Here is a 16,076-nt window from a genome sequence, read left to right on the forward strand (position 1 = left end):
ATTTGAAGTAGTACACACAACACTAAGTTAACCCTTAGTCATCAAAAAGGCCGACAGCTTCTCGCTATCGGCCTTTACTTTCTTTACCATAAAAAGAAGGTGACTTTTGAGACACCCTCTTTTTCTTGTTTAAAAAGGGGAGATGTTTCTACCCATGCCCTTCGGGATACATTATCCTGAATGTTTCCGAATAATAAGTTGATTTTTAAGGTTATGATTATGATCCAGAAGAATCATGCTTTTCTTCTCCAATCCGTAGGAACTCATAGAGACGAGCTGCCCGGTATGAGAGGGACTGTGACCAATCGTATCAACATTGGGTCTTTGTTGGCAAATGAAAAACCCGTAGACGGAGTGGTATACCACTCCGGGGAGCTTATTAGTAGGATATTTCAGTAATACCTTCTCTTCCTGATAGAAGCACGGTTATTCACATCTTCCATAATCTCGTTAAAATGGCTACTGAGCAAAGTAAGCGAGGAATTCTTTTCTGGAAAACCAAAAGCTATCTATAACCTAAATTGCTATATAGAAAATGCCTGAATAGTTCTAAAAACTACTTCAAATTGCTTTTGAAATTATTTCTTTTTTGAGTGCTTGCCCTCTGATAATCAATGTGTTTTAAACTTCTGGTAAAAATATCAGGAACTTTAACTCCTTTCCCATCTATTTGTCCGGGTCAATTACGATGTATTTATTTATCCCACAAATTACGTTACTTTTTGAAATATTTATTACATGCTTTTTTGTGTAATTCACAATTCATCTCTTTGTTATAATCCATTCTGGTATTTTCGGTCCTGATATTGCTGAAGTAGGTAATTTGCTGGTAAACTGTTTTTAGGGTAAAAGACAGATTGTGTGGGATATATCCATTATTTAACGCCTTTTAAGGGAGTGATATGGCTCTCTTTTGCTATTCGTTTTTAGCTGTGAGCGACTATATTATCATCTAGTTTATTGCACTTTTTTTCATTTATATTGATCGTTTTATGTAAAATAACATACATCAATTAATTGATGTATGCATTTTTAACTGCCCTTAAAAAATATGCCTGATCTTTTTTAGTTAATTTGAATACCTTAAATTGGGTGAGTTTTATAATTATTAACCTAACCAAAACTGTATGAAAAAGTTTTTACTACTGACTTTTGCAGTATCCCTATTTTCATTTTCGGGGTATTCGCAAGATCGCACAGTGACAGGTAAAGTGAGCTCTTCGGAAGATGGGTCATCGCTTCCTGGCGTGAATGTGATTTTAAAAGGGACTACCGTTGGTTCCGTCACCGACTTTAACGGTGAATATTCATTAAGCATACCTTCTGAAGGTGGTACGCTGGTTTTTTCCTTTATAGGTCTGAATACTGAAGAAGTTGAAATAGGCGCCAGGTCTGTGATTGATGTTCAAATGGCCAGTGATGTACGACAACTGTCCGAAGTTGTTGTAACGGCACAAGGTATTGAGCGTAAGAAAGAAGCGCTGGGCTTTGCGGTAAGTTCCATTGGAAAAGACGCGGTTGCCGAAAAAACGGAAGGCGATGTAGTAAGATCGTTGCGAAGTAAAGCCTCCGGCGTCCAGATAACACAACAAAGTGGTCTTTCCGGTTCTGGTACCAGCATCGTTATTCGTGGGTTTACCTCTTTCACCGGTGATAACCAACCGTTATTTATTATAGATGGTGTTCCTTTTAATACGAATACCAACTCAGGCGATGGAGCTGCTTCCGGAGGAAATGACTTTATAGATGGCGCTAACAACGGTTCATCCCGTTTCCTTGACTTAGACCCTAATAACATCGAAGATATTAGTATTCTAAAGGGTCTTGCGGCTTCTACACTTTACGGAACGCAAGGTAGAAATGGTGTGGTTTTGATCACTACTAAATCGGGGGCTTCTTCAACTGGCAGTAAAAAGATGGACATTTCCGTTACCCAGTCAGTGTTTGTAAATGAAATAGCTTCTTTGCCAGATTATCAGGACAGCTTCGGAAATGGGTTTGACCAGGTATTTGGATGGTTTTTCAGTAATTGGGGTCCTAGTTTTAACGAAAACGGTCTGGCCGGATGGAGCACAGATTCTTCCATTGATGAAAACGGTAACTTACCTCATCCATATTCCCAGTTTTCTAACCCTGCGTTGAGAGATGCTTTCCCGCAATTTCAGGAAGGGCAGCCTGGACATGATTATGCCTGGAGGCCTTATAATAACGTGGAAGACTTTTTCCGCAAGGGGACTGTTGCCAATACCTCTATTAATGCTCGTGGTGTTAGTGAAGATGGTAAGAGTTCTTATAATGTAAACTTCGGATACTTAAGTGATGAAGGATTTACGCCGGGTAACGAAGTAGAGCGACTTTCCTTTAGCATAGGAGGGAACAGTAAACTGAAAAATGGTATTTCTATTAATGGTACGATGAACCTTTCCAGAACGGACTATACTGCGCCACCCGTAGCGGCGAGTGAAGGAAATGGTGCTTTTGAGGCAAATGATGGTAACCCCGTTTCTTCTTCTGTGTTCGGTCACGTGTTCTTTACGCCAAGAAGTATTGACCTTGTGAATCTACCGTTTGAAAATCCGCTGGATGGCAGTAGTGTATATTATAGAAATGGGAATGACATACAAAACCCGAACTGGACGGTTAAAAATGCATTTAACAGTCAGGTTACTAACCGTGTTTTCGGTACGATCGGTACAGGGTATGAGATCAATGAAAATCTTAACGTAGCGTATCGTTTAGGGTATGACATATATAATGAGCGAAATGAATCCGGTCAGCATAAAGGTGGCGTTGAAGGCCCTCTCACCGGTCAGTATCGTACATTTGACAATGTAAGTGCTATTTGGGATCATACATTGACACTTAATGGTAACTACAATCTATCTGATTTGCTCAGATTAAATTTTAACCTTGGAGCTACCAGCAGAAGGTCCACATTAGAAAGGCAAGGTGTAACCAGTAGAAACCAATTGGTTTTTGGCACTTTCAGGCACTTTAATTTCACTGATCAGTCGCCCATACAGTTCACTACAGAACAAAATATCGTAGGTCTTTTCGGCCAGGCGGAATTAGATTATAATGGGTTTCTGTTTGTCACGTTAGCCGGTAGAAATGATGCCGTATCTAACTTCTCTGAAAATAACCGATCTTTATTTTACCCAAGTATCAGTACGGCTTTAATTTTATCTGAGATATTCCCTCAAATGACCAGCCCTGCAGCCTTAAACTTATTAAAGTTAAGAGCTGGTTTTGGTACTTCTGCAGGTTTCCGTTCCGGTTTCCCTACGGTGTCTACATTAAATGTTTCCTCTCGTGAATTTATCGACAGAAACGGCAATGTAGTATCTACCAACACTACAGGGGATCTATTGGGAAATCCCGATTTGAAACCCGAAAGACAAGAGGAGTTTGAATTAGGGTTAGAGGCAAAAGGTTGGAATAACCGTGTTAGCCTGGAATTCTCATGGTACAGAAGAGCTTCTACCGATTTGATCGTGGAGCGACCGTTGGATCCGGCCACTGGATTTTTGAGAACTTTCTCAAACATTGGCGAGGTCATCAATAAAGGGTTTGAAGTTGATTTGGGGGTAGATATTGTTAAAAATTCTAACATTTCATGGAATGTTAGAGGAAACTTTACAAGGGCCAGAAGTGAAGTAACGGATTTGGGTGATGATACCGATCAGATCCTGGTGGCAGGACAAACCAGCTTAGGGAACTTTGCCGTAGAAGGGGAGCCGCTTGGCGTGATGCTCGGTAACAGAATTCTTAGAAATGATAATGGAGACTTTGTGGTAAACAGTATTGGAAGATACGAGATAGAGCAGGGAACTTTTAAGATAGGAGATCCTCTTCCTGATTTCACACTGAATATCAGTAGTGCGGTAAACTATAAAAATTTCACCCTATCAGCTGTAGTAAACTATGTACAGGGTGGTGATATTTACTCACGTACAGTATCTACCTTGTTAGGCAGAGGACTTACAACAGATACAGAAGATAGGTTACAGACATTTATTCTTCCCGGTGTAAAAAATATAGGGACTTCTGATGAGCCTCAGTACGTTGAAAATGACTTACAGATCAATAACTCAAGTTTCTATTTTTCAAATATACTCTTCGGGCCGGATGAGCTTGGTATTTATGACGCCACCACTGTAAGGTTACAAGAGCTTTCTTTGAGCTATGCGTTGCCAAAAGCAATCGTAGAAAAAACACCTTTCGGTTCAGTGACTTTTACTGCTTCTGGTTTCAACCTATGGTTCAGAGCAGTCAATATTCCTGAAGGAACCAACTTCGATCCTAACGTAGCAGGCTTGGGTGTCGGTAACGGTCAAGGGTTCGATTATCTCAATGGGCCTAGTTCCAGAAGATATGGTGGAACATTGAAGTTAACATTCTAAAGTTTTTAATCCTTTAAGAGTATTAGTAATGAGAAAAATCAAAAATTATATAAAAATATTTTCGTTGTTGTCACTGCTTATGGTAGGTGCCTGCGAAAGTACAGAACTGGATTTAACGCAAGATCCAAATGCGTTGAAGCCTGATGAAGCCAGTACAGACTTTTTCATCAATGCAATCCAGGAAGAGTTTGGAAGATTGATCGCTTCTTTAGAAGTAGAAGCTTCTGAAACGGTCAGAATTCTGAATATGGATGGCAGAAACTATCGTAACGCATTTGCACCAACACGGTTTGATGAAGAATGGGAGCAGGCATATCAAATGATCCTGAACGACATCAGAACGATGACGCCATTGTCAGAAGAAGCGGGTGAGGTGTATCATATTGGTATGGCACAGGTGATTGAAGCCTATACTTTAATGACCTTAGTCGATTTATTCGGTGATGTACCTTATTCTGAAGCATTGCAGGGTAGAGATAACTTAAACCCTACTGTAGATCCCGGGGCTAATGTATATGCCGCTGCTGAAACATTATTGACTGACGCCATTACCAATTTTAAGGTGGATGAAGATGATGTTCTGACGGTTCCTTCTCAGGACCTGTTCTACCAGGGAGATTGGGAGAATTGGATCAAGGCAGCTAATTCACTACTATTGAAAGTTTATATAACCACCAGGTTAGTAGATGATGCTGCTGATACAAAATTCAATGAGATTATTGCTGCGGGAGATTACATCACCTCAAATGATGAGGACTTTGAATTCCCATGGGCTACTTCGTTTAACAATCCGGATGCCCGACATCCTGAATATGTAGATGCTTATACACCGGGAGGTACAAATACCTATATGTCTAACTGGTTGATGGACTATATGCAAAATGGCAAAGTAGGTAATGCATCAGGCACATTTGAGGCAGCTGACCCTCGTATGAAGTATTACTTCTACCGTCAGTCAAGCACAGTTCCTCAGGACAATCCTAACCTGATCAATTGTGTCGCGGAAACGGCTCCACCACATTATACAACAGCCGGCACGGTATTTTGTAGTCTGGCTGAAGGATATTGGGGTAGAGACCATGGGGATGATGACGGTATTCCTCCGGATGGACAGTTGCGGACTGCTTACGGTGTTTATCCGGTAGGCGGAAAATTTGATGACAACTCTTTCGATGTAATAGCAAGTATTACATTGGGAGCTGGTGGTGGTGGTATTACACCTATCATGCTGGCATCGTGGGTAGATATTATGCGGGCGGAAATGGCGCTTTTAGACAATCAAAATACGGTGGCCAGAAACCTTTTACAAAGTGGCGTTAGCAAGTCTTTTGAAAAAGTGAGAAATTTCGGATCGCGAGATGCAACTGCTGATATGACTACAGCTCCTGATGACGCCTTAGATGCAGCATATGTAACAGAGCTTGGAGAATTATTTGATGCGGCTTCTGATGGTGAGAAAATGGACTTGCTTGGTTCTGAATATTTTGTAGCACTATTTGGAAATGGTATTGATGCTTTCAATTTCTACAGAAGAACAGGAAGACCATCTACGTTACAACCGAACCTTGAGCCTGTACCAGGTGATTTTTTCCGATCTTTCTTTTATCCTCCTGTATTTGTAGAGCGTAACAACTCACAGGGTCAAAAGGACGGCATAACCACCCAGGTGTTCTGGGATACAGGTGTAGAATTACTTGCTAACTAAATATCAAATTTGAATAGTATGAAGACATTATTTAATATATTTTGTGGCACAGTAGTGATACTTTTAGCTGTGTCTTGTGAAGAAGAACTATTGGTGGATGAGACGCTGGACGGAGTGGTCAGTGGTGGCATACTCAGAGTCCTTGAAGTCAATAACAATCTGGATAGCTCTGATTTGAGTTCTACGTACAGTATTTTATTGGAAGCTCAGGATAATCAAGCGGGAAGATTACTTTCGGAAGTAAGGGTCAACGTAGGTTTTAACGATGTGGATGATACGGGTACAGACACTGTGGCTTTAAGCTCATTCAGTACTATTTCGGCGTCTGCGTTTACTGAAACAAGCCCGACGACCAATGGCTTGCCTGTAGGTAGATTTTCTGTTTCTCTTGAAGAGTTGGAAAATCATGTAAACACTACACGTGGTCAATATAGTCTTAGCAATGCAGGTGACAAAGCGGATAATTTTGTTATCGATTTTGAAATGGTACTAACCGATGGTCGTGTTTTCAACTCATCGAATGCTACTCTTGATGTGACAAGGACGGGCCGTTTTTCTTATTTCAACGCACAATTCCGTTATCCGATCGCGGTTGGTGATCCTAAAAGGCTGACCGTTGATAACCTGGCCATCTCCGGAGAAAGTGATGTCCTGTTGAAGGAGGATACCAGGGATACCGTGTTTGTTACTTTTGATCGTGGTCGTAGTGATATCACAACACTTCCGACCGTCGAGATCATTACTTCCGAAGGTAGCACGGATGGTGCGGTAAGTGCTCTTACGTTTTGGGAAGATGAAGAAGATAATGAGGATGAAGAGATCTATTTCTTCCTGTTTACAGCAGGGGCGGCACCTACGGATACCATTTCTTTTAAGCTGTCAGGAGGGGTGGCTAATGATAATACTAGTTTCCCATCTTACGCTAAAACATTAAAAAAGGCATTTATTGTTGATAATGATATAAGTCCTGATGTAACAAGTGTCGCAGTCATTGAAAATAATACGTTTGATGAATTGCAATTGACGTTTGATTTTGGTGAAAGTTTAGTCGCTGATTCTATCACATACGCTGTCGAGGGGTTGGGTCAATTTGATGACTTTACCGTTAAACAGGCCGTTGCTAAAGGTGACAAAAGTACTAAGCTTGTTTTTACTCCAATGTCAGGAGGAGCTGTCATAAATGCTCAGGATATTGATTTTGATGTAACACTTACAGGAGCTAAAGACGTTGCCGGTAATGTGGTAGATGAGACAGTAAATGTACTGATACTATAATTACTATTATTTTGTATTAAAAGGCCGTCCGGGATTTTCCCGGACGGTTTTTTTGTACACTTTACATTCTCATGATTAGGTAAGTGTTCTTGTGTATTCATTTGATTTATAGTTAATTGCAAAGTGATTTTGAAGTTGATGGAGTTTTGTGTCACCCCTTTGCTTAAAAGTATAGTCTTACTGCTTCTATGTATTTTAATGGGGTGTTCTTCTGAACATAAAGAGCAGGCTGAAGATCAAAATAAGATACAACCGGTTTTTGAAAAATTAGAAAGCAATCAAACGAATGTTACTTTTTCTAATACCATAACAGAAAATGTAAGTACCAAAGAAAACATCTTCGATTTCGATTATTTCTATAATGGTGCAGGTGTAGGGATAGCAGATATCAATAATGATGGACTCAAGGACGTCTTTTTCTGCGGTAATCAAGTGCCCAATCGCTTATATCTGAACAAAGGTGATCTCACTTTCGAAGACATTACAGAGAGGTCTTTGATAAATGCTAAAAAGGGTTGGTCCAATGGAGTAACCTTTGTAGATATCAACAACGACAACTGGCTGGATATCTATATAAGCCAGGGTGGTCCTTATTCTGGAGGGGCGCGGGAAAATCTATTATATATCAATCAACATAACCTGACTTTTGTAGAAAGTGGAGAGACTTATGGTCTGAATGACCCATCCATTAGCATGCAGACTGTCTTTTTTGATTATGATAAGGACAATGACATGGATTGTGTTGTGATGAATGAAAACCCATTGTATGGATTTGATCCGGTGTCTTTTAACGAGAAGCTAGCGAATGACGAAACCTTGCTTCATGAAAGTAGCAGTCATTTTTACGAAAATATAGATGGCCGGTACGAAGACGTCACCCGGGAAGTAGGGCTTTTAAAGCCGACATTTGGCTTGGGGCTGGTAGTGAGTGATATCAATGATGATCAGTGGCTGGACGTTTATATGACTAACGATTATTATATCCCTGATCTGATATTTATTAATCAAAAGGATAAAACATTTCGGGATCAATCTAAAGTGCTTACCAGTCAACTATCTTTTTTTGGTATGGGGGCAGATATTGCAGACATCAACAATGATCATTTTAAGGATATTTTTGTGCTGGATATGGCATCAGCAGATCATTACAGGGCTAAAACACTGATGGCTTCTATGGATACACAAGGATTTGACCTATTGGTGAACCAACTGGGGTATCAATACCAATACATGTTTAATTCACTTCAATTGAATACGGGTAATAATACCTTTAAAAATATTGCTCAACTTGCCGGGTTGGCCAAGACAGATTGGAGCTGGGCGGTTTTGATGACTGACTTTAATAATGATCCGAAGAAGGATATTTTTATTACCAATGGATACCGAAGATATGCACTGAATAATGATACACGTATGAATATAATTCAGGCCAGGCGGGCATACCAAAATGTACCTGAAGCGGTGAAAAAACAGATTTATTACTCCATGCCTACAGAAAAATTGCCCAACCTGATGTTCCAAAATGATGGTGATCTTTCTTTCACTGATCAAACCAAAAGCTGGGGACTATCTGATCCCTCCTATTCCAACGGTGCTGCTTATGCTGACCTGGATAATGACGGCGACCTGGAACTGGTAGTTAACAATATTGATGAACAGGCTTTTATTTATAAAAATATGTCTGTTGAGACTGGTTTAGGTAATTTTCTCAACATTGAAACAACAGGTGAGCTCAGTGAGTCATTTCCTAAAGTGATAATAAGTCACAATGGAACCACTCAAATATTTGAAAATAAGCGTGTCAGGGGGTATTTGTCTTCTGTAGATCTTACGGCACATTTTGGTTTGGGAGATGTAGCCATGGTAGATACCGTAAGAGTAGAATGGCCGTCAGGTAAGTGGGAAGAAAGATATGATGTGAGGGCTAATAATGTGATATACTTTAATGAACGTGAAGCATTATCAGGAGTAATACAAAATGAAACGTTACCGCTTGCTGCTTTAAGTTCAGTAGATCCGATGACACAAGGTTTGAGTTTTAGTCATGATGAAAATGATTATGACGACTTTGTTAAAGAGGTATTATTACCCTATAAACAGTCTACACTAGGTCCATATATTGCCAGTGCGGATGTGAATGGAGATAGGCGCAAAGACATATACATTGGTGGCGCTTCAGGGCAGGCCGGACGTCTTTTTCTGGCAAAGGAAGTTGGGTTTGAAGAACAGCGGTTGGACGATTTTGAAAAAGACAGGCATTTCGAAGATATGGAATCAGTCTTTTTTGATTATGATGGTGACAAGGATCTTGATCTTTATGTGGTAAGTGGCGGTAACGAGCAAGAGGGTAAGAACATGTATACCGATCGTTTATATCTTAATGATGGTAACGGAAGATTTAGCAAGGCAACGAATATTCTCTTTAACGGGTTTGCGGAAGTTGGTAAAACCGTCTGTAGTTTAGACTATGATAATGATGGTGACGCTGATCTTGTGGTGGGCAATCGTATTACAGCACAACATTATCCTGTAGCGGCTCCTTCCTACATTTTTGAAAACAGGGAAAATACATTTGTAAATGTTACCGATGAAGTGCTGCCGGAGTTAAACTCATTTGGTGTTATTAATAAGGTTATAGCCAGTGATTTTGATAACGACGGATGGATGGACCTGGTCATAGCAGGGGAGTGGACGGCCATCGGCTTGTTTAAAAATGTTAATGGTAAGTTCAGGAATTTGGCAAAGGAGAATGATTTGCTACTCAAGAAAGGCTGGTGGTTTTCTATCCAGGAGACCGATGTTAATGACGACGGCCTTCCTGACTTTGTTATTGGAAATGTTGGATTGAATACGAAGTACAAAGCGTCTATGGATAAACCGCTAAAAGTGTTTGCCAGCGATTTTGACAATAACGGGACGTTTGATCTGGTATTAAGTTCGAAATACAAAGATAAGTATGTTCCCTTGAGAGGTCGCGAGTGTTCTTCGCAACAGATGCCCTTTATTGCTAAAAAATATCCTACGTTTGACGGTTTTGCAAAAGCGTCTTTAATCGATGTTTATGGTGATCAGTTGAATAGATCTTACCAAAAAGAGGCCACTTTCTTTGAGTCAGTTTTATTGATTAATGGCGGAAATGGCCACTTTAAGGTGAAGCCACTTCCGGTAGAAGCACAGTTTTTTCCAATATTGGACATGGAGACCTATGACTTTAACAAAGACGGTTATCAAGACCTGCTACTGGTAGGTGGTATATACGATACGGAAGTTGAGACACCACGATTTGATGCCGGTACGGGTTTGATGATGTTTTCCAACCAAAAAGACAACTATCATCCCGTGCCTATCAGTAAAAGCGGCTTTTATTTTAGAGGCGCCTCAAAGTCCGTAAGTATTGTTGATGACTTAGTAGTAGTAGGGATTAATAATGCCCCTTTGTCTACTTTTAAGATCAACTGATTTTAGAAACACCCAGGCCACTGGCCGAGGTTATACTCATCCACCCATCTTTTATATCAAAGCCACCCTTCACCACATCTTCCACCAGGTCCAGGCTGCCGTCAAGGTCTAAATATTTTGTGTTGGAAAATCCTAAGGCAGCATGTAAAGCCGCGCTGATACTGATGGCGCTTTCATCATTGCAACCCCACATCAACTCTGTTCCGGACGACTGTGCGATAACGGCAATTTGACGCCCGGGATGAATGCCTCCTGACTTCATAAGCTTGATATTAAAAATACGGCTTGCGGCCGGGGGCGAGGCCAGTGTGAATGCATCCATGGGGGAGATCAGGCTTTCATCTGCGGCAACTAGTCGTTTTATTTCTTCCGGAAGAGCTTTTAACTCATTTACAGCCTTAGCCGGTATTGGTTGTTCTATCAGTTCTATTTTTTCACTTTCCGTTTCTTTATAGAACTTCGTTAGCAATGCTACGTCATAACCCTGGTTGGCATCTACCCGTATGGTGAGGTCATTGCCATAGTTTTCTCTCAGCTTCTTCATACGTTCAATGTCTTCGTCCACATCTTTACCTGTTTTTACTTTGAGTACTCTGAAACCCATTTCATAGTATTCTTTAGCTTCTTCCAATGTATCTTGTACATTTTTTATTCCGATGGTAACGGATGTGGGTAATGACTTGATCTTTTGGCCTAAAAATACGGCAAGTGGTACATCTATATATTTTGTAAAAGCATCATGAACAGCTATGTCCAAAGCAGCCCGGGCAGCTGGGTTTTCAGGGAGCTGAAGCTGTATTTCATCCAGCAGAGAATAAAGGTCGCGAATATCACGATGGATGAGAAAGTCCAGTTTGCCGTTGTTAAGTACGGAAAGTGTAGAGGTTAACGATTCACCTACTACATATTCACTGGGGTTACCTGAGCCCAACCCTACTATGCCATTTTCAAGTTCTATTTCGGCAAAGGCGTTATATACTTCATCTACTGTTTTAAATGCGATAGTGTATGGACGAGTGTTTCCAAGGTCTTTTTTATAAATTCTTACCTCTTTTATTTTCATAATTGTACCTTTTATAGGTCTTCTTTTGGCTTGTTATTAGGAGAAATATCTTTTGTCAAAGCGATCTGGTTATATTCTGCCGGATTAAGGTGTTTTAAATGATATCCTGATAATCAATCAGGGTCTTGTTACCGGTACCACATCTTTTTTCTTATGCATCATTTGTTTTATGGTAGCGGCGCATCGGTTCATGCCTTCTTCCAGGGGAAGGACTGTGGGAATGCCCAGTTCCTGCTCTATCTTATTTTTAATGTTTTGTGCCTCTTTAGGTGTAAGGCCTTCCGAATTTAGTGTGATGCAGATGGTATCCGTCCCGAGCATTTTTATCAGCGCTATTTCTTCTTCAATGGTTGGAATAGGTTTGCCATATTTTTCCAACCCGTTAAAATAGGTTCTTCCCGGGGCATGCTGTAATATAACACCGTCCAACTCACAAGAGATAATATACTCGGAGCCACAAGGGCCGCTTGGGTTGCGTAAAGATGACTGTCCTTCCAACAGGATCACATCGGGATCCTCTTTTTCCCAACATTGGCATACTGAGTGCTCCAACTCTCCGGATATAAAGTCATTAGGTGTAGCGTCGAATACAAATCCGTATTGTCCCCCCTGTAACCATCCCGTTTGACCGGTATAGACCATATGAGCGTCACAACCATGTTCTTTTAATTCGTTCACCAAAAATTTGGTGGTGGTTCGTTTCCCAAGAGCACAGTCAGTGCCTAGGACGGCCAGTTTTAATGCTTTTACCTCTTTAATTTTTCCTGTCCAAAAGTGCAGATCTTTAAAACCTTTGGGCTTTCTGATATCCAAAATACGTGACTGACCTTGTTTAGCCACGGCAGAAAATTCTTCGATATCACCAATGGTTTCATGCAAACCATTCACCAGGCTTATTCCCATTTCAAGGGTTTGCTTCACCAGGGGGTAAAGCTCTTCCGGTAGCACGCCACCTTTAGTAGCCATTCCTATGATGGCGTAATCCGGTTTTTGGCCACAGTGCCCGATCAGTTGTTCTATAGTGTGAAAGACCGGGATATTTCTATGTTTACCGTCCAGTAACATTCCGGCATCCTCCCCGGCTGAGATGTGATCAAGAACTCCTAAAATTTGAAATCGATCAGATTGCCTGATGAGTCCATGGGCCGTTTTGGCATGAACGTCATTCAGCAGGCCTCCCGTGATGATACACGCAGTACCGGTCACAGCGTTTTGGTTTAATTTATCGGTCATAACTAAGCTCAAATTTTGAAAGGTCAGGTTGATGTGACCTTTTTCTTGTTAATTCATAGGTATAGACGGCTTGGCCCAGGGCTTTCATAAAAGGCAAGCCAATGGTTTCATACTCATAATTACCATCATTATACGTTTCATTATCATTTACATGGATCACCGCCGATAGCAGAAACTCTACCTTTTTATCCAGGTCAACGATGTAGGCATTGTCAATCAGGTAGCCATAGGCCTGTCCGATTTTATTGAATATGCGAATGTGCTCAGGTATATGTTTGTCATCTCCGTACATTAAAAATTTACAGTAAGCATCATAATATTCGTTGCTGCTATAGTCAGGGTAGGTAGTTTCTCTCGGTAACTGGGACATGTATTGATAAAGAAAAGAATAATCTGCTTCCGTTAACTTGAATTTATCTGAAACCCCGGGAAATAATACGGCCTTCAGCATGTCTTGTAATTCACCAAGCGGGATGAAGTTTTTATAAGAAAAGTCAAAAGGAGCTTGTATCAGGCTATCGTTGTTATCCATATGTGCTTTGCCTTTTAGAATTTGCCTGGATAACGAATGGTCCGCAGAGCTTTTGACCAATTCCTGTGAATAGATAAGAGAATCGCTTTGATAAAACCTTACCGGGTTAGTGTGTTGATTTTGCTCTTGCGATAGTGGTATAGATAAACGGTGGAGCAGCCGGGTGTTTATAAAGCCTTTTTGGTGAAGGGACTTATTGATGGCTTCCTGACCCAGGAATTCATACAGTCGATTATAAGCGTCATTGTCACTTACTACGAATATTTTTTTGATATAATGTGCTACACTTGGGAGCCTATTGGCAGATGTGGTGTCTTCTGTGACAGAACTTTGCCCCGAATAAGCGCTATCTGTTAAAAAAGTAGTGTGCTTATTGAGTCCTTCCACATGCAGCACATTAAGCTTTTCAAGTGCAAGGAACGCTGCCGGCATTTTAACGGTACTAGCCGAGTAGAAATACCTTTCGGGATCAACATTAAATGAAAAAGACTTGAAATAAGGTTCATTTTGTTCGTTTCTGTTGATCTGTGTGTAAATAACCTGTAGCTCAAACTTATCTTTTGCATTCAACACTTTTTCTAACAGCCCTCCGCTACGTTTCATAAGATTTTCTACCAGGAACTCATCTTCGTTCAACGGCTTTTCGCATCCGCTAATTACCAGCATAGAACAGATCAGGATCATGAGGTTTTTCATGTCTATTAAAGGCCCGGGGCCGGTTTAAGCTTTTTATCAATAGAATAATGTAGTTTTTGAATGAATTCAGGCCCCACATCAGTCTTTTCTGTCAAATAGTTAGCATCTTTTTCTTTCCACAGAGGATGGCCGATGAATTGTTTATACTGATCGTGGCCAATCAAATACTCAAGCGGATACTTTTCAGCCAGATGGTTGATCAATTTAACATTAGCTTCGAACTGCTTTTCTGTTAAAGGCAGTTCTTTTCCATCGGCTACGTTTTCAATACCTATAGCACAATGGTTAAGTCCTATCACATGCCTGGCAAAAGTGGTTTCAGGCAATAATTGGTAAACCGTTCCATCACGGTCCACCAGGAAATGCGCAGAAACATTTAAATTACCGGCATTTTTTATGGCGGTACGGTGTCCTGGTAACTCAGAAGGATTAAAAGCAGCAAATGACCTTTCCAAAGTAGGTATGACCGTCCAGTGCACTACAACCATCTTTGGGTCTATTTCAGCTTTGGCTTTTTCTATACCGTAATGTTCTCGCATGTATTCAAGAGAAAGCTGTTCACGGGTAGTGTCAAAGGTGATGGGTCTGTCTATGATCCGACCTGTACTGCTACAGCTGCTAACAGCAAGAACAAAAGTAAACAAAAGTATTTTTGGAAGACTATTCATTCAATGCAGACGTTACAAGTTGGAACATACCTTTGTTTGCGTTTAATTCCGCTTCCACACCGATCGGCACAGTAAATTTCGATTGGATATGACCGATCATCGATCCGCTGAAAGCTGGAATTTTTAATGGTTTGATGTAGTGATCAATGATTTCATCAAATGTCAATGAGCCATAACCTCTGTCAGGATCACATCGTGTACATTTTCCGAATATAAAGCCTTTAATATCTTTCAAAATGCCAGATAAGTATAGTTGGGACATCAAACGGTCCACACGATATAACGCTTCATTCACTTCCTCTAAAAACAGGATACTACCTTTAAAACCGGGCACGTAGTCTGAGCCTAATAGCCCGCATAATACGGACAGGTTACCCCCTATTAGCCTTCCCCGGACGGTCCCCGGATGGATCACACGGATCCGGTTTTCCGTCTGCACCCATTGATGCTCCGGTTTTTCCGGGTTTTTAAATTCCATCAGCTCATTATCGAACAGCAGTTGTGTAAAATAGGAGCGAGAGAACTCATCCCATGAAGACAACCCTACCGGCCCGTGGAAAGTTACTAATCCGGTCTTTTTATAAATTGCTAATTGTAGCGCTGTAATGTCACTGTAACCAATGAAAACCTTCGGGTTCTTTCGGATGGTATTGTAATCCAATTTGTCAAGTATACGCGCTGCTCCAGAACCTCCTCGTAAGCAGATAATACCATGGATGGCCGTATTGTCAAACATTTCATTTACTTCAGCTGCCCGTTCTTCATCCGTACCGGCCAGGTGACCGTACCGGCTTTTCAGAAACTTACTGACCTGAACTTTGAGTCCGAATTTTTCCAGCGCTTCAATGGCAATGTTGATAGGTTCATGATTAAAAACAGCGCCTGAGGGGCTTATGAGGGCTATGGTATTGCCATGAGTTAGTTTTTTTGGTTTTTGATTTTTAGCTGAATGGGTGTTATTAAAAGCATTGTATTTCAAAACTGGCAGTACGGCCAGACTTTGACCTGATTGAGTCAAGAATTTTCTTCTATTGAGCGTCAT

At 40.8% G+C, this 16,076-nt stretch carries 10 protein-coding genes; 5 read left to right on the plus strand and 5 right to left on the minus strand.

The features are described 5' to 3' along the window. The first annotated feature begins 219 nt into the window (after window positions 1–219). The 5 genes from FNH22_RS21075 to FNH22_RS21095 all read left to right on the plus strand — a co-directional run bounded on the left by FNH22_RS21075 (window position 220) and on the right by FNH22_RS21095 (window position 10,842). Entirely contained in the window at window positions 220–399 is a 180-nt protein-coding gene (locus FNH22_RS21075; RefSeq protein WP_143400428.1) for a hypothetical protein, read from the plus strand. 728 nt (window positions 400–1,127) lie between these two features. Next, window positions 1,128–4,403, plus strand: coding sequence for a SusC/RagA family TonB-linked outer membrane protein (locus tag FNH22_RS21080; RefSeq protein ID WP_143400429.1), 3,276 nt, complete (start codon window positions 1,128–1,130; stop codon window positions 4,401–4,403). 28 nt (window positions 4,404–4,431) lie between these two features. Then, complete coding sequence (locus tag FNH22_RS21085) at window positions 4,432–6,108, plus strand: SusD/RagB family nutrient-binding outer membrane lipoprotein (protein WP_143400430.1); 1,677 nt, start codon at window positions 4,432–4,434, stop codon at window positions 6,106–6,108. Window positions 6,109–6,126: 18 nt separating this feature from the next. Continuing rightward, window positions 6,127–7,383 (plus strand): hypothetical protein, encoded by a 1,257-nt coding sequence (locus tag FNH22_RS21090; protein WP_143400431.1) that lies wholly within the window; start codon window positions 6,127–6,129, stop codon window positions 7,381–7,383. 198 nt (window positions 7,384–7,581) lie between these two features. Further along, window positions 7,582–10,842 carry a VCBS repeat-containing protein gene (locus FNH22_RS21095; protein ID WP_185154334.1) on the plus strand — a complete coding sequence of 1,087 codons (3,261 nt, stop codon included), beginning with the start codon at window positions 7,582–7,584 and terminating at the stop codon, window positions 10,840–10,842. Here the strand turns inward: FNH22_RS21095 and FNH22_RS21100 are convergent. From FNH22_RS21100 to FNH22_RS21120, 5 genes are all read right to left on the minus strand, one after another. Continuing rightward, window positions 10,835–11,905 carry a mandelate racemase/muconate lactonizing enzyme family protein gene (locus FNH22_RS21100; protein WP_143400433.1) on the minus strand — a complete coding sequence of 357 codons (1,071 nt, stop codon included), beginning with the start codon at window positions 11,903–11,905 and terminating at the stop codon, window positions 10,835–10,837. The genes FNH22_RS21095 and FNH22_RS21100 overlap by 8 nt on opposite strands. A gap of 117 nt (window positions 11,906–12,022) precedes the next feature. After that, window positions 12,023–13,138, minus strand: a complete 1,116-nt coding sequence (locus FNH22_RS21105) for a DUF1611 domain-containing protein (protein WP_143400434.1) — start codon at window positions 13,136–13,138, stop codon at window positions 12,023–12,025. After that, window positions 13,128–14,366, minus strand: a complete 1,239-nt coding sequence (locus tag FNH22_RS21110; RefSeq protein ID WP_255518123.1) for a class A beta-lactamase-related serine hydrolase — start codon at window positions 14,364–14,366, stop codon at window positions 13,128–13,130. Before FNH22_RS21110 ends, FNH22_RS21105 begins: the two co-directional genes overlap by 11 nt. A gap of 5 nt (window positions 14,367–14,371) precedes the next feature. Next, window positions 14,372–15,034 (minus strand): peptidoglycan recognition family protein, encoded by a 663-nt coding sequence (locus tag FNH22_RS21115; protein WP_143400435.1) that lies wholly within the window; start codon window positions 15,032–15,034, stop codon window positions 14,372–14,374. Further along, window positions 15,027–16,076: an LD-carboxypeptidase gene (locus tag FNH22_RS21120; protein WP_143400436.1), complete on the minus strand. Its 1,050-nt coding sequence runs from the start codon at window positions 16,074–16,076 to the stop codon at window positions 15,027–15,029. The genes FNH22_RS21115 and FNH22_RS21120 overlap by 8 nt, the downstream gene beginning before the upstream one ends.

The organism is Fulvivirga sp. M361, assembly GCF_007097395.1.
Taxonomy (GTDB): Bacteria; Bacteroidota; Bacteroidia; order Cytophagales; family Cyclobacteriaceae; genus Fulvivirga.